13 protein-coding genes and 1 tRNA gene are annotated in these 15,596 nt (G+C 64.6%); 4 read left to right on the plus strand and 10 right to left on the minus strand.

What is annotated here, in order from left to right:
* A complete protein-coding gene (locus PMI40_RS15485; RefSeq protein ID WP_008117146.1) occupies positions 1-1,029 on the minus strand; it encodes an SIS domain-containing protein in 1,029 nt (342 codons plus the stop codon).
* Between the two features lie 251 nt (positions 1,030-1,280).
* Here PMI40_RS15485 and PMI40_RS15490 point away from each other — a divergent pair, with 251 nt between their 5' ends.
* Both PMI40_RS15490 and PMI40_RS15495 read left to right on the plus strand, forming a co-directional pair.
* Complete coding sequence (locus PMI40_RS15490; RefSeq protein WP_008117148.1) at positions 1,281-3,272, plus strand: cation:proton antiporter; 1,992 nt, start codon at positions 1,281-1,283, stop codon at positions 3,270-3,272.
* Positions 3,273-3,358: 86 nt separating this feature from the next.
* A complete protein-coding gene (locus PMI40_RS15495) occupies positions 3,359-4,918 on the plus strand; it encodes a methyl-accepting chemotaxis protein (RefSeq protein ID WP_008117150.1) in 1,560 nt (519 codons plus the stop codon).
* On the opposite strand, the gene PMI40_RS15500 is transcribed toward PMI40_RS15495, so the two are convergent.
* From PMI40_RS15500 to PMI40_RS15510, 3 genes are all read right to left on the minus strand, one after another.
* The gene (locus PMI40_RS15500; RefSeq protein WP_008117152.1) at positions 4,878-5,675 is read right to left on the minus strand and encodes a phytanoyl-CoA dioxygenase family protein; all 798 of its coding nucleotides are present in this window, start codon (positions 5,673-5,675) and stop codon (positions 4,878-4,880) included. The genes PMI40_RS15495 and PMI40_RS15500 overlap by 41 nt on opposite strands.
* A gap of 117 nt (positions 5,676-5,792) precedes the next feature.
* Positions 5,793-8,648: an excinuclease ABC subunit UvrA gene (gene uvrA / locus PMI40_RS15505; protein ID WP_008117154.1), complete on the minus strand. Its 2,856-nt coding sequence runs from the start codon at positions 8,646-8,648 to the stop codon at positions 5,793-5,795.
* A gap of 175 nt (positions 8,649-8,823) precedes the next feature.
* Entirely contained in the window at positions 8,824-10,584 is a 1,761-nt protein-coding gene (locus PMI40_RS15510; protein ID WP_040502147.1) for a glycosyltransferase family 39 protein, read from the minus strand.
* A gap of 454 nt (positions 10,585-11,038) precedes the next feature.
* Here PMI40_RS15510 and PMI40_RS15515 point away from each other — a divergent pair, with 454 nt between their 5' ends.
* Positions 11,039-12,235, plus strand: coding sequence for an MFS transporter (locus PMI40_RS15515; RefSeq protein WP_008117157.1), 1,197 nt, complete (start codon positions 11,039-11,041; stop codon positions 12,233-12,235).
* A 17-nt stretch (positions 12,236-12,252) separates the two neighbouring features.
* Complete coding sequence (gene ssb, locus PMI40_RS15520; protein ID WP_008117159.1) at positions 12,253-12,786, plus strand: single-stranded DNA-binding protein; 534 nt, start codon at positions 12,253-12,255, stop codon at positions 12,784-12,786.
* A gap of 58 nt (positions 12,787-12,844) precedes the next feature.
* Here the strand turns inward: ssb and PMI40_RS15525 are convergent, their stop codons facing one another.
* From PMI40_RS15525 to PMI40_RS15550, 6 genes are all read right to left on the minus strand, one after another.
* Complete coding sequence (locus PMI40_RS15525) at positions 12,845-13,084, minus strand: hypothetical protein (protein ID WP_040502135.1); 240 nt, start codon at positions 13,082-13,084, stop codon at positions 12,845-12,847.
* Complete coding sequence (locus tag PMI40_RS15530) at positions 13,081-13,230, minus strand: hypothetical protein (RefSeq protein WP_157221570.1); 150 nt, start codon at positions 13,228-13,230, stop codon at positions 13,081-13,083. Before PMI40_RS15530 ends, PMI40_RS15525 begins: the two co-directional genes overlap by 4 nt.
* A 192-nt stretch (positions 13,231-13,422) precedes the next feature.
* On the minus strand, positions 13,423-13,869 hold the full coding sequence (locus PMI40_RS15535; protein WP_008117166.1) for a DUF1810 domain-containing protein: 447 nt from the start codon (positions 13,867-13,869) through the stop codon (positions 13,423-13,425).
* A gap of 5 nt (positions 13,870-13,874) precedes the next feature.
* Positions 13,875-14,126: a hypothetical protein gene (locus PMI40_RS15540; protein WP_008117168.1), complete on the minus strand. Its 252-nt coding sequence runs from the start codon at positions 14,124-14,126 to the stop codon at positions 13,875-13,877.
* 141 nt (positions 14,127-14,267) lie between these two features.
* Positions 14,268-14,344 (minus strand) — tRNA-Arg (locus tag PMI40_RS15545).
* Between the two features lie 70 nt (positions 14,345-14,414).
* Positions 14,415-15,596: glucan biosynthesis protein (locus tag PMI40_RS15550; RefSeq protein ID WP_008117171.1), on the minus strand; the 1,182-nt coding region annotated here is incomplete at its 5' end.

Below are 15,596 nucleotides of genomic sequence, written 5' to 3' on the forward strand. Positions count from 1 at the left end.
TCAGATCACCTTGGCGCGGGTCAAGTCGTGAATATGCAGCGCGCCGGTCAGCTTGCCTTCGGTATCGGTGACCAACAGCTGGTTGATGCGGAACTCTTCCATCAGCTGCACCGCGTCCACGGCCAACTGGTCCTGGTTGACGGTGCGCGGATTGGCATGCATCACCTCGGCAATCGAGAAGCGGGTGAAGTCCTGGCCGCGTTCGAGCAGGCGTCGCAAGTCGCCATCGGTAAACACGCCGATGGGGCGCTGCAGCGCGTCGACGACGGCGGTCATGGCCATGCCCTTGCGCGTGATTTCCATCAGCGCGGCCGACAGCGAGACGTCGGGGCGCACCGCCGGCACGGCCTCGCCGCTGCGCATGACATCGCGCACATGGGTCAACAGGCGACGGCCCAGGGCGCCACCTGGATGGGAACGGGCGAAGTCTTCTTCCTGGAAGCCGCGTGCGTCCAGCAGCGACACTGCCAGGGCGTCGCCCATGGCCAGCGTGGCAGTGGTGCTGGCCGTGGGGGCCAGGTTGAGGGTGCAGGCTTCCTTTGCCACGCCGACGTCAAGGTGCACGTTGGACAGTTGTGCCAGGCTCGACTCGTCGTTGCCGGTCATGGCAATGATGGCCGCGCCCATGCGCTTGACGATGGGGACGATGGCCAGCAATTCGGCCGTCTCGCCCGAATTGGAAATGGCGATGAAAGTGTCGCGCGGGGTCACCATGCCGAGGTCGCCGTGGGCGGCTTCGGCCGGATGCATGAACAGCGAAGGCGTACCGGTGGAGGCCAGTGTAGCGGCAATCTTGCGGCCCACATGCCCCGACTTGCCGATGCCCGACACCACCGCCCGGCCTTGGCAGGATAGCAATAGATGCACCGCGCGCGCCAGGGGTTCGGCGCTATCGTCGGTGATGCGGTTTTTCAGTGCCAGGATGGCGTCGGCTTCGATCTGCAGGGTCTGGCGCGCCAGCTCGAGCGCGCGTTGCGCGGCGGCGGCCGAAAAAGTTGCAGACGTGGTTTTATCATCGGTTACACTCATAACCGAAGTATAAACGAATTAGCAAAGCAAAAAACTTGCCAGATGTAAGTGCTCATCAGGGAAAGCGGTCGCACGCACCAAATGCGGGCGCTGCCCATATGCGGTGCAGCATCCGCGCAACAGGCTGGCGCAGCACGCGGGCGTACGGTGCTTGGTCTAACAGTCGAGCGCAAGCCGTGTTGCCTTCCGGCATGTTGGTAGCACCGCTGTTCGTACTCGGTCCAACGACATTACGCGCCTATCATCCACACATGTTTTCCGGACTGGAACTGACCTTATTCCTGCTGGCCGCAGCGGTGCTGGGGGTGGTGGCCTTTCGCATGATGCACCTGCCGCCGATGCTGGGTTACCTGGTGGTCGGGATCGTCATCGGGCCGCACGGCCTGGGATTTGCCGAAGACAACGAAACCACCCATGCCCTGGCCGAATTCGGCGTGGTGTTCCTGATGTTCTCGATCGGGCTCGAATTTTCGCTCAGCAAGCTCTCGGCCATGCGTCACATCGTATTCGGCCTGGGCATGGCGCAGGTGGCCACCACCATCGCCGCGACCATGGTGTTCGGCTGGTCGGTTGCCTATTTCCTGCCGCAACTGACGACGATCAGCTGGCAGGCGGCCTTTGCCCTGGGTGGCGCGCTCACCATGTCCTCTACCGCCATCGTCTCCAAGCTGCTCACCGAACGGCTCGAACTGGAGACCGAGCACGGCCGCCGCATCCTGGGCGTGCTGTTGTTCCAGGACCTGGCGCTGGTGCCGCTGTTGATCGTGGTGCCGGCGCTGGCCAGCAATTCCGGCAACATCATGGTCACGCTGGGATGGGCGGTCGGCAAGGCGCTGGTGGTGCTGGCGCTGCTGCTGTTCTTTGGCCACAAGCTCATGCGCGGGTGGTTCCGCATCGTCGTCAAGCGGCGCTCGCAGGAACTGTTCATGCTCAACCTGCTGCTGATCACGCTGGGTGCGGCCTGGATTACCGAGAAGGCCGGCCTGTCACTGGCGCTGGGCGCCTTCATCGCCGGCATGCTGATCTCGGAGACCGAGTTCAAGCATCAGGTCGAGGAAGACATCAAGTCTTTCCGCGATGTGCTGCTGGGCCTGTTCTTCATCACCATCGGCATGTTGCTCAACGTGCGTGTCGTGCTGGATCACTGGTTCCTGGTGCTGTTGCTGCTGTGCGGTCCGGTGCTGCTCAAGTTCGGCCTGATCGCGGCGCTGGCCAAGCTGTTCGGGTCCGGTTCCGGCGTCGCCTTGCGCACCGGGCTGGGGCTGGCGCAGGCCGGTGAATTCGGTTTCGTGCTGTTGAACCAGGCCGGTGGCCTGCGCCTGATCGATCCGCTGCTGATCCAGGTGATCCTGGCGGCGATGGTGCTGTCGATGCTGGCCACGCCGTTCATCCTGGCCAAGTCCGACGCCATCGTCATGAAGCTGTCGGCCAATGAATGGATGTTGCAATCGCTGGCGCTGACGCAACTGGCCACGCGCACCATGGCGGTCCAGAAACATGTGATCATCGCCGGCTTCGGGCGCAGCGGGCAGAGCCTGGCGCGCCTGCTGGAAGAAGAGGGGATCGCCTATCACGCACTCGAAACCGATCCCGAGCTGGTGCAGGACGCCCGCAGCGGCGGCGCCAACGTCTCGTACGGCGACGCCGGCCGGCGCGAAAGCCTGGTGGCGGCAGGGATCCACCGCGCCGCGGCCCTGGTGGTCTCCTATGCCAGCACGCCATCGGCGTTGAAGGTATTGCATCACGTCAGCGAACTGGAGCCCGAGCTGCCGGTCATCGTGCGCAGCTACGACGACGCCGACCTCGACAAGCTGCTGGCCGCCGGCGCCACCGAGGTCGTGCCCGAATCGCTTGAAGGCAGCCTGATGCTGGCTTCGCACGCGCTGGTGATGCTGGGCGTGCCATTGCGGCGGGTGGTGCATCGGGTGCAGGAGGCGCGTGACGAGCGTTATGCGTCCCTGCGCGGGTACTTCCACGGCCTGGCCGATGGCGACGATGGCCACGACGGCGCCAATGTACGGCTGCAGTCGGTCACCTTGATCGAGGGCGCCAGTGCCATCGGGCGCACCCTGGGCGAGATGGACCTGGAGGCGCAATGCGGCGCCGGCGTGACCATGGTGCGACGCGGCAAGCAGCGCCTGACGCTGGCTCACGACACGATCCTGATGGGCGGGGATATCCTGGTGTTGCGGGGTGCGTCGGAAGAAATCGCCCGCGCCGAGCGGCGCCTGCTCAATCAATGATGGTAACGGGCTTGGTACGGGAAATGCTTTGCCTTTCCTTAGCGTCGTCGCCGTTCCAGGCGACGCGCCAATCCGGGGGGAGAGAAATGTTGAATCGGTTGACGATCAAGGCGCGCCTGATCGGGGTCATGGCGTTGCTGGCGCTGCTGCTGGTGGCGTCCGGCGGACTTGGGCTGGGCAGCCTGCGGGCGACCAATGCGCAGATGCAGTCGCTGTACGAAGACCGGCTGGTGGCGCTGTCCCAGCTGGAGCAGATTTCAGCGGCCATCGACAGCGGCCGCTACGGGATTGCCTCGGCCATCGTGGGCGACTCGGGCGACATCGATCGCAGCATGGATGCCCTGGAGCAGACCGTGCGCCAGAGCGACGCCGTGCTCGCTGCCTATCTTGCCACCTATCTCACCCCGGAAGAAAAGACGCTGGTGGATCGCTTCGTGCCGCAGCGGCAGAAGTTCATCGCCGCCGGCGTCAAGCCGGCCGCGACGTCGTTGCGCGACCGGGATTTCCAGGGCGCCAGCGATCTCTATAACGGCGACATGGCCAAGCTGTTTGCCGAGGCGCACCAGACCATGACCCAGTTGATGGCCTTGCAACAGCGGGTCGGCCGCGAGCTGTACGACGATGCCCAGGCGCGCTACCGGACCCTGCTGATGGTAATGAGCGCGGCCATTGCCGGCGGCCTGCTCATTGCGCTGCTGATGGGCTGGTTGCTGGTGCGCGCCATTTCGCGGCCGCTCGAACAGGCCGTGAAGGTGGCGCAAGGCGTGGCCGCCGGCGACCTGACCCAACAGATCGCGGTAGCCAGCGGCGACGAAACCGGGCAACTGATGCTGGCACTGAAGCACATGAACGACAACCTGCGCGACATCGTGGGTGAAGTGCGGTTGTCGACCGACACCATCGGCACGGCATCGTCCGAAATCGCCACCGGCAACCTCGACCTGTCGTCGCGCACCGAACAGCAGGCCGGCTCGCTGGAAGAGACGGCCTCGGCCATGGAGCAACTGACCGCCACCGTGCGGCAGAACGCCGACAATGCGCGCCAGGCCAACCAGCTGGCGGCGTCGGCGTCGGACGTGGCTGCGCGCGGCGGCGTGGTGGTGCGCCAGGTGGTCGACACCATGAGTGCCATCAACGAGGCTTCCGGTCGCATCGCCGACATCATCGGCGTGATCGACGGCATCGCGTTCCAGACCAACATCCTGGCCTTGAATGCGGCCGTGGAAGCGGCACGCGCAGGCGAGCAGGGGCGCGGGTTTGCCGTGGTGGCCTCCGAGGTGCGTTCATTGGCGCAACGTTCGGCCGCCGCCGCGCGCGAGATCAAGCTGCTCATCGATGATTCGGTGGGCCAGGTCGGGCGTGGCAGCACACTGGTGGCGCAGGCCGGCCAGACCATGGACGAGGTGGTGGCCAGCGTGCGGCGCGTCACCGATGTGATGGGCGAGATCACCGCCGCCAGCACCGAACAGAGCGCCGGCATCGAGGAGGTCAACCGCGCCATCACGCAGATGGACGAGACCACCCAGCAAAACGCAGCGCTGGTGGAACAGGCAGCTGCCGCGGCACAGTCGCTGCAGGACCAGGCGCAGCGACTGTCGGGCGCGGTCAGCGTGTTCCGGGTGGAGCCGGCGCGGCTGGCGGGCTGAGGGCCAGGTCTTCCGAGGCTGCCGAACGCGTGCCCGGCAGCGGCGGATTGCTGGCACCGTGATAGGCAAACACCGCCGAGCACTTGACCTGGTCGCTGTCGTTGCGCCCGGCTGCGTGAAACAGCCCGCTGTGGAACAGCACCACATCGCCCGCTGCCAGCGACAACTCGATGCCCTGCGCGAACAGCGCCTGGTTGGCCGCCACTTCCGGGCGCAGGAAGTCGAGTTCGTCCATCTGCTCCGGCTGCAGTTGCAGGCGATGCGAACCGGGGATGAACTTGAGCGCACCGTTTTCCGGTGTCTCCGCGCCCAGCGCCAGCCATACCGAAATCAGCGCATTGCGCGCGAACGACCAGTAACGGATATCGCGATGCCAGCCGGTGGCGGTACCGAAGGTGGGATGCTTGGTCATGACGCAATTGTGATGCGCCAGCGTGATGCACACCGGCTCTTCCAAAAGCTGCTGCAAGATCGCCACCAGGTTGGCGTCGCCGGCCCATTGGCGATAGACCGGATCGCGTTGCCAGGCCGCGCGCAGGCGGCGCGCGGTGCGCCCGCCTTCGGCCTCCAGCGAGCTCGGCGCGCCGGCATAGCCGACTTCGGCTTCGTATTCGAGCGGCGCCACGGCGCGCCTGAGGTGGTCCTGGGTGACCTCCAGCATGTGCTGGCGTCGCTCGGGGCTGAGCATGCCGTTGAGCAGCAGGTAACCTTGTTCGCGGAAGAACGCGACCTGGTCGGAGGACAGCGGGTTGTGCATGACTTGCTTTCTGGGGCGGTGGCCTGATGACGTCACTGTAACGATATCGGGGCGGCGCGCAAGATACAGATGGAATGCTCTTCTGTTGCCTTGCGCGCGCGCAAGCCGGCCCTTGTTTTATTTCTTTTTCTTCAACAGCGGGATCAGGTATTTGCCGGTGACGCTGTCCGGATTCCTGGCCACGTCTTCGGGCGTGCCGGTGGCGACGATGCGACCGCCCCCGGCGCCGCCTTCGGGACCGAGGTCGATCAGCCAGTCGGCGGTCTTGATCACATCGAGGTTGTGCTCGATGATCACCAGCGTATTGCCCTGGTCGCGCAGGCGATGGATCACCTTGAGCAACAGGTCGATGTCATGGAAGTGCAGGCCGGTGGTCGGCTCGTCCAGGATGTACAAGGTGCGTCCGGTGTCGCGCTTGGACAGTTCCAGCGACAGCTTGACCCGTTGCGCCTCGCCGCCCGAGAGCGTGGTGGCGCTCTGGCCCAGCTTGATGTACCCCAGGCCGACGTCGAGCAGGGTGTGCAGCTTGCGCGCGATCAGCGGCACCGGCTTGAAGAACTCGTGCGCATCCTCGACCGTCATGTCGAGGATCTCGGTGATGTTCTTGCCCTTGTACTGGACTTCCAGCGTTTCGCGGTTGTAGCGCTTGCCATGGCAGACGTCGCACGGCACGTAGACATCCGGCAGGAAGTGCATCTCGACCTTGATGACACCGTCGCCCTGGCAAGACTCGCAACGGCCGCCCTTGACGTTGAACGAGAAACGGCCGGCGCTGTAGCCGCGTTCCTTGGCCATCGGCACCGTGGCGAACAGGTCCCGGATGGGCGTGAACAGGCCGGTGTAGGTGGCCGGGTTGGACCGCGGCGTGCGGCCGATCGGCGCCTGGTCGACCGCGATCACCTTGTCGAAGTGTTCCAGTCCGCCGATGGCTTCGTGTTCGGCCGGCTCGGTCTGCGAACCGTACAGGTGGCGCGACGCCGACAGGTAGAGCGTATCGTTGACCAGGGTCGACTTGCCCGAACCCGACACGCCGGTGACGCAGGTCAGCAAGCCAACCGGCAGTTCCATGTCGACATTCTTGAGGTTGTTGCCGGTGGCGCCGGTGATGATCAACTGGCGCTCCGGGTCGGCCGCGGTGCGCTTCTTGGGAACCGCGATCTCCAGCGTGCCATTGAGATACTTGGCGGTGAGCGACTTCTTGTTCTTGAGGATGTCCTGCAGCGTGCCCTGGGCGATCACGTCGCCGCCATGGACGCCTGCGCCCGGCCCCATGTCGACCACGAAATCGGCGGTGCGGATGGCGTCTTCGTCGTGCTCGACCACCAGCACCGTGTTGCCGATGTCGCGCAGGTGCTTGAGGGTAGCGATGAGGCGATCATTGTCGCGCTGGTGCAGGCCGATGGAAGGCTCGTCGAGCACATACATCACGCCGGTCAGCCCGGAGCCGATCTGCGACGCCAGGCGGATACGCTGCGCTTCGCCGCCCGAGAGGGTGTCGGCGCTGCGTTCCAGCGACAGGTAATCGAGACCGACGTTGTTGAGAAACTTCAGGCGCGAGACGATTTCCTTGACGATACGGTCGGCGATTTCCTTCTTGGCGCCGGTCAGCTTGAGCGTTTCGAAGAACTGCAGGGTCTCGCGCAGCGGCGTGGCGGCGACCTCGAAGATGGCGCGTTGCTGGCGCCCGGCGCCGATCTTCACATGGCGTGCCTCGACCCGCAGCCGTGCGCCGTGGCAGGAAGGGCATTGCTTCTCGTTGATGAACTTGGCCAGTTCTTCCTTGACCGCCATCGAATCGGTCTCGCGGTAACGGCGCTGCAGGTTGTTGACCACGCCTTCGAAGCTATGCTCGCGCACCACGGTGCGGCCGCGTTCGTTGACGTACGAAAACGGGATGGCGGTACGGCCCGAACCATACAGCACGGCCTGCTGAGATTTCTCGGCAAGTTGCTCGAACGGCGTATCGAGATCGAAATCGTAGAACGCGGCGATGCTGGTCAGCATCTGGAAATAGAACTGGTTGCGGCGGTCCCAGCCCTTGATGGCACCCGAGGCCAGCGACAGGTTCGGGAAGGCCACGATGCGACGCGGATCGAAGAACTCGATATGGCCCAGGCCATCGCATTCGGGGCAGGCACCCATCGGGTTGTTGAACGAGAACAGGCGCGGTTCGAGTTCCTGCAGCGAATAACCGCAGACCGGACAGGCGAACTTGTTGGAATACAGGTGCTCGGCGCCGCTGTCCATCTCGAGCGCAATGGCGCGGCCATCGGCCAGGCGCAGTGCGGTCTCGAAGCTTTCGGCCAGGCGCTGCTTGATGTCCGCCTTGACCTTGACGCGGTCGATGACCACATCGATGGTGTGCTTTTCGGTCTTCTTCAGCTTGGGCAGGTCGTCGACCTCGACCACCTTGGCCGCCGCGGTGCCGCTCTGGATGCGGAAACGGATGAAGCCCTGCGCCTGCATCGCCTCGAACAGGTCGGCGTGCTCGCCCTTGCGGTTGGCAACCACCGGCGCCATGATCATCAGCTTGGTGTCTTCCGGCATGGCCAGCACCGCGTCGACCATCTGCGAGACCGACTGTGCCTCCAGCGGATGCTCGGTATGGTCGGGGCAGAATGGTGTCCCCACGCGGGCATACAGCAGGCGCAGGTAGTCGTGGATCTCGGTCACGGTGCCGACGGTCGAGCGCGGGTTGTGCGAGGTCGCCTTCTGCTCGATCGAGATCGCTGGCGACAGGCCCTCGATCAGGTCGACGTCGGGCTTTTCCATCAATTGCAGGAACTGGCGCGCATAGGCCGACAGGGACTCGACATAACGTCGCTGGCCCTCTGCGTAGAGCGTGTCGAATGCCAGCGACGACTTGCCTGAACCCGACAGCCCGGTGATCACGATGAGCTGGTTGCGCGGCAGGTCCAGGTTGATATTCTTGAGGTTGTGCGTACGTGCGCCGCGAATGCGAATTTCTTCCATGGATGCCTTCTGCAAAGTTTTCCTGCCACCGCGCGTGCCCTTGTGGGGCGCGGGGTCCGGGGATCAACCTGTAACTATAACAGGACTGTCAAGGGCAGGTTGGGCCTGCCCCCGCGTGGCAAACCGATGTGGGAGCAAAGGCTGCGAATGAAAGCGCGACCGTGGAAAAAAATGCCTAGTCGGGGCGCCGATACAGCTTGAGCAACTGGTGTCGGTCGCCATCGCGCCGTCCCTCCCAGAACGGTTGCCAGGCGCCTTCTGGCAGGGGCGGCTCGCCGGGCGTGCCCTGGATCAGCCAGCGGCATTGCGTGCTGCCCGGGTGACCGGGCAGGTCGAGTGGCTGCGGCAGGATGCCGGTGTAGTAATACAGCATGGGCGATTCGGATTCGCCCAGGTTCTGGCTGGCCAGGCAATCACGCGCTTGCCACTGGGCGGCCAGCGCATGCTGCATCCTGGCGTATACGTATTGGTAGCTCTTGCCATAGTCGCCCCAGGGCAGCAGCAAGGTATAGGCCAGGCCCCACATCAACGTGATGCCGGCGAACCAGCTCAACGCGCCGCGCCACTTGCCGGCCAGTTTCAGGCGGCCCAGGGCCCAGGTCCAGCACAGGCTCATGGCCAGTGCGCCGGCCAGCGCCAGGGGCTGGATTGGCGTGACGAAGCCCAGTGGCAACCATTTGCCGAAGTAGGCGATCCAGTGATGGTGCTGGGTCGGCAAGGTCGACACGATATAGGTAGCCCAGATCACCACCGCCAGTATCCCGAAGACGATCCGCGAAAACCAGTCCCAGGCCAGGTGCAGCCGGTGCGCAAGCCGCTCGATGGCGGGCGCGCCCAGCATTACCAGCGGCAACAATACCGGCAGCAGGTAGAGCTGGCGGGCCGTGGCCGAGGTTTGCAGCACGGCAATGCTGATGACGCAGAACGACAGCGGGACCGCGACGCCGGGGTGGCCCAGTTGACGCCAGTGGCCGCCGGCCAGGGCCAGGATCGCCAGCAGCGAACCGGGCAGGGCAAAGCCCGACAGCGCGCGCAGGATGACGGTATGGTCATTGTCGGATCCCAGCTTGGCTACCGAGAAGCCGAAGAAGCGACCGACGTTGTTGTCCCAGAACCATTCCATGAACAAGGGCCATGAGTGCTGCGCCAGCAGGGTCGGCCAGATCACGAAGAAGGGCAGCGATACCAGGATCGCCAGGCCCACCAGTCGCAGGTAGGCCCAGCAGCGGCACTGGCGCACCAGGATGCCGGTACAGGCGGCGGTGGCCGCCAGGATCAGCGGCACGAACAGGCCCTTGCTCATCAGGGCCACGCCGACGCCCAGTCCGAACCAGATGGCCGCGGCACGGTCGTTGCGGCCCTGCTGCCGATGCAGGGCAATGGCCAGCAGGCCATAGGTGGCGATGGTCGCGCCGGTCACCAGGGCGACGTCGGTAAACATGTCATGGGCATGCTTGACCATGCCCGGCGAACCGGCGAACAGCGCCAGCGTGCCCAGCACCGGCCAGCTCAGCAGGCGCTGGTTCCACATCATCTGGGCGATGCGAGCAACGAACCCGAGGGTGACCAGGTTGTAGAAGATACTGGCGAGGCGGGCGCCATCGTGCAGCGCCAGCCAGGGTGACAGCACCTGGGCGAACAAGGCGGCCGTCCAGTAGTACAGCGGCGGCTTTTCCATGAAGGGGACGCCGGCGTTGGTCGGCACCAGGTACTGGCCCGACACCAGCATGTGATGGATGATGCCGAAGGAATAGGTCTCGTCCTGCTTCCAGGGGCCGTGCCCGACGATGCCAGGCGTCAGCCAGGCCAGTGCGATGAACATGAGCAGCCACGCCAGGCCGGCCCTGGTGGGCGTACCGGCTGCGGCTGCGATGCCGGCATGCGTGATGGTTCCTGGCCGGGCGGCCGCGACGGGAAGGGAAGTAAATCGAAACATGCCGAAATAAGCGTGCCAGGCATCCATCTCGCCGACAGCGAAACGGGGAAAAATAAATTGAATTGATTTGACGATTCGACGAACGGCCATGCCGGTGCAGACCAGGCCCCCCTGATCCGGCGCTTGTCCGTTCCCGCACGATGACGCCAGGGCCATCGCCGAATGCGAGCATATCCTTGACGTATTTTTACATGGAATGCCCGCCACCTTGCGTCGCAAAGGCATACGCACGCAAATAATCCCGCATGTGGCAATGAAGTGTTGGTTTGACGTCGCACATGGATCGGCGATTCCTGCCTGGCAAGATCATCGCACCGGCCACGGCCGGGCTTGCGATGCTGTTACCATGTGGGGTTTAGCCAGCGCGCAGACAAGACGCGCCATCGCCAACTGCATTCCAATCATGAGCCAGCCACAGCTTTCTTCTTCCGCCGCCCAGCCTGAACCGTCTGGCATGTCGCGCGCGGAAGTGCGCGCCAGCGCATCGCTCGCCGCCATCTTCGCCCTGCGCATGCTGGGCCTGTTCTTGATCCTGCCGGTGTTTGCGGTCTACGCCCACGGTTTGCCCGGTGGCGACAACGCCTTCCTGGTCGGGCTGGCCATGGGCATCTATGGCCTGGCGCAGTCGTTGGGGCAGATTCCGTTCGGGATGGCGTCCGACAAATACGGTCGCAAGCGCATCATCGTGATCGGCCTGGCGCTGTTTGCCGTCGGTTCGTTCGCCGCCGCCGCCGCCGACAGCGTGGTATGGGTTGCGGTGGGCCGTGCGATCCAGGGCGCGGGTGCGATCTCGGCCGCCATTACCGCCTTCATCGCCGATTCGACCCGCGAGGAGCACCGGACCAAGGCCATGGCCATGGTGGGGGCCTCGATCGGGCTGACCTTCGCCGTGTCGCTGGTGGCGGCACCGGTATTGTTCAAGCACATCGGCATGGGCGGCATCTTCAGCCTGACCGGTGTGCTGTCGTTGCTGGCCATCGCCGCCGTCATCTGGATGGTGCCTGCGGCGCCGATGGCGCGCGCACGTCGGGTGCCGTTGGGCGAGGTGTTGCGCCATGGCGAACTGATGCGACTGAATGCGGGCGTGTTCACGCTGCACATGAGCCAGCTGGCGATGTTCGTGGTGTTGCCCGGCGCGCTGGTGCAGTATTCCGGCATTGCGGTCGATGAACACTGGAAGATCTACCTGCCGGTGGTACTGGCTTCGTTCGTGCTGATGTTGCCGCCGGTATTCGTGGCCGAGCGCCACGGCCGCATGAAACAGGTGTTCGTGGCCTCGATTGCGCTGCTGCTGCTGGTGCAGGTGGGCTTCTGGGCCGCGCTGTCCCATCCGGTGACGCACTGGTCGGTGCTGGTGGGCTTGCTGTTCCTGTTCTTCGTGGCCTTCAACATCCTGGAGGCATCGCAGCCTTCGCTGGTGTCGCGCATCGCCCCGCCCGAGGCCAAGGGAACGGCGCTGGGTGTCTACAACACGCTGCAGGCGCTGGGTCTGTTCTGCGGCGGTGCCCTGGGTGGCTGGCTCAAACAAAATGTGGGCACGTCGTCAGTGTTCGTTCTATCGGGATTAGTGACGCTGTCCTGGCTTATAATCGCGGCTAACATGAAAAACCTGCCGCGGCGCGGCGCGCGCGCGGCAGGCGTAACGGCTTAACGTATTGAGGAGAAACAATGGCATCGGTCAACAAAGTCATCATCGTCGGCAACCTTGGGCGCGATCCGGAAACCCGCTACATGCCCAACGGCGAAGCGGTCACCAACATTGCCGTGGCCACGACCGAGAGCTGGAAAGACAAGAACAGCGGTGAAAAGAAAGAGCTCACCGAATGGCACCGCATCACCTTCTATCGCAAGCTGGCCGAAATCGCCGGCCAGTACTTGAAGAAGGGGTCGCAGATCTACGTCGAAGGCCGCCTGCAGACCCGCAAGTGGACCGACAAGGACGGCGGCGAGCGCTACACCACCGAAATCATCGCCGACACCATGCAGATGCTGGGCAGCCGCCAGGGTGGCGGTGGCGGTGGTGGCTCGATGGATGATGGCGGCAGCTACGGTGGTGGTGGTGGCGGCTACGGCGGCGGTGCGCCGCGTCAGGCTGGCGGCGGTGCCGGTGGCGGAGGTGGTGCCAGTGCGCCACGCCAGCAGCCTGCGCGTCAGCCGGCGTCCAACAACTTCCAGGACATGGACGACGACATTCCATTCTGAACTGCGCGCGCAGCAACCAGCAAGTTCACCCCCCGAAACCCCGCCTGGCGGGGTTTTTTCATGCTCGTCCGGTAGCCAGCCAACGGCGGCGTGGCAGGCATGCCGACAGCGCACGCAGCGCATGGCGGAGGGAAGTGCCACGCGGCTTGCCGCCGCGGCGATGGAAGGCATAGAGCCGCAATAGCACCAGCAGCGGCCTGGCGGAGCCGTGCCACAACGCCGCCACCGGCGCGCGGCCAGTCGACAGCATCGCCATGAAGGCGCAACCGGCGCCGAAGCCGATCATGACGCTGTTCACGCCAGCACCATGACGGTCACGCCCACGGCGCCACGATCATAGGCCGCATTGGCCAGCAGGTCAGGGGCGCCGACGGCGTCGTCGGCGATTTCGCAGCCGTCGGCGAAGACGTAACGGATGCGGCAGGCATGTGCTGTGGTTTTCATCGATATCCTCCAGTTGCGCCCGCTGTCGATCAGGTGCACGACGGTGGCCGCCAACTGCGCGCGGCCATGGATGGGCCGGGGCAGGTAAGCAGTAGTCGGGCGGCCAGTCGGGCCATGTTCAAGCGACATTGCCTGATGCCCATGAGTACCGTCGCCGCGGTGGCGGTTCCCAATATCGGTCGGGCCAACGGGTTACTGCGATGCCTTGTCCAGCAAGCTTACGGTGGCGGCATCGGCGCGGCCGTCGAAGAACAGCGCCAGCGCGGCGCCGAATTCGGGTTGGGCCGGGTCGGCCATGGCGAACAGCGTCATCGAGGAGCGAAACTTGAGGTCGTCGGGTGAGCCGAAAATATCGTTTGCCGAACGCGTGGGATCGGCCTTGTGCGCGGCCATCGCCAGTTGCGTGCATTCGACCAGTCGCATGCCCAGCACCGGATGGCGCAGATAGGCCTGCGCCTCGGCCATGGAGCGAATGGCGAAGCGCATGGCCATGTCGCTGTGGCCCAGTCCGGCCAGTTGCGGAAAGATGAACCACATCCAATGGCTGCGCTTGGCGCCGGCGCGCAGTTCGGCCACGACCTGGTCGAACACCGGCGCCTGCGCCTGCACGAACCGGTTCAGCGAGTACGGGTCTTGCACGGTGATCAGGCGCTGGCCGGTTGTGCCGTCGCGGTTGGTGCAGGTGCGGGAGAGTGGGCCTGGGCGCCATCGGCGACCATGCTGCTTTCCTGCGCGACGGCCTGCATGTCCTGTTCGCCGATTTCAGTGGGTTGGCCGGCGAGGGTCTCGCCGCGTCGACGGCGAATGATTTCGTCGGCGCGCCGCATGGCCGGCTTGGCACAGGCTGCGACTGCTACCGATGCCAACGCCAGCATGAACAGGGATGTTTTTTTCATGGCCGCTCCAGTCGAGGTGAACAAGAAATCCATTATCACCATGGTGCAGGCGTTGCAATGTCGGACAAATGCGCAATGCACCGTCGGAAAGCGGGCCACAAATAGAAAAAGGGCCCATCTTGCGATGGACCCTTTTGCATTTGGTGCGGCTGGCAGGAATCGAACCCACGACCCCTTGGTTCGTAGCCAAGTACTCTATCCAGCTGAGCTACAGCCGCGAAGAGCAAGATTATAGAGGCATATTATTGCGGCGTGCAAGCCCTTTTGCGAAAAATATCGAGCGGTGTATCAATACACGCTGCTGGTCTTGAACGGGTGGTACTGGAACAGCCAGGTTTCGGACAGCGCCTGGCCCTTGTCGCGCAGGAACAGGCGCAGCTCGACCGGTTCGTCGCCGTCCACGGTCAGGTCGAATTGCGCCCGCCAGTGGCCGGCCACGCCATTCGGTACCGGCTCGGTGAAGACATAGGAAAAGCTCCCGCGTGAGCTCTCCAGCACCGCCTCGGGGCGGGTGCCGAATGGCAGCGCCTGCAACGGAGCACCCTTGAATTCGACCATGAACTTGCGCACATTGGTCGGACGCGGCTGGCCTGGCTGGCCGCCATTGCCCAGTCGTGTCGCCACGCAGCGTGCCAGTGGCGAGGCAAAGGGCTGGTCGCCCTGCCAGTACAGCCGATAGCGCAGGCGGTATGCAGAGCCGGCGGTGGCGGGCGCCTTGGGCACCCACATGGCGACGATGTTGTCGTGGATCTCGTCGTCGGTCTTGATCTCGATCAGTTGTACCTCGCCGTCGCCCCAGCCGTCGAGCGGCTCGACCCACAGGCTGGGGCGGCGCTCGTACATCACTCCGTCCTGGTAATGATCGAAATTGCGGTCGCGCTGGCACAGGCCGAAGCCGCGCAGGTTGCTGTCGGCGAAGGCCGAGGCCATGGTGCGCGGCGGATTGTTGAGCGGGCGCCAGACATGTTCGCCATTGCCGCGCCAGATCGCCAGGCCGTCGGAGTCGTGCACCTCCGGACGCCAGTCCACGCCGGTGCCCTTGACGGTCTCGGAGAACCAGTACATCGAGGTCGCCGGCGCCAGGCCCAGGCGCTTGACGTCGCGCCGCAGGAACAAGGACTTGTCGACTTCCATGGTCACGCCGCTGCCGCGTTGCATCGTGAATTTATAGGCGCCGGTCACGCTGGGGCCATCCAGCAGTGCATAGACGACAACCGTATCGCTGCCGGGCGCGGACGGCTCGAAGAAGAACTGGGTGAAGTCGGGAAACTCCTCGGCCTTGTCGGCCTGGGCCACATCGATGGCGATGCCGCGCGCCGACAACCCATATTGATACAGGTCGCCGATGGCGCGGAAATACGAGGCGCCCAGGAAAGCCACCCAGTCGTTGCTGCGCCAGTCCTTCTTCTGCTGGTCGGCCAGGCGGCTCTCCTGGAAACGGAAGCCGGCGAAGCCGCTACCGGCCGGAAG

Origin of the sequence: Herbaspirillum sp. YR522 (genome assembly GCF_000282575.1) — a bacterium.
Lineage (GTDB): Bacteria > Pseudomonadota > Gammaproteobacteria > Burkholderiales > Burkholderiaceae_D > Herbaspirillum.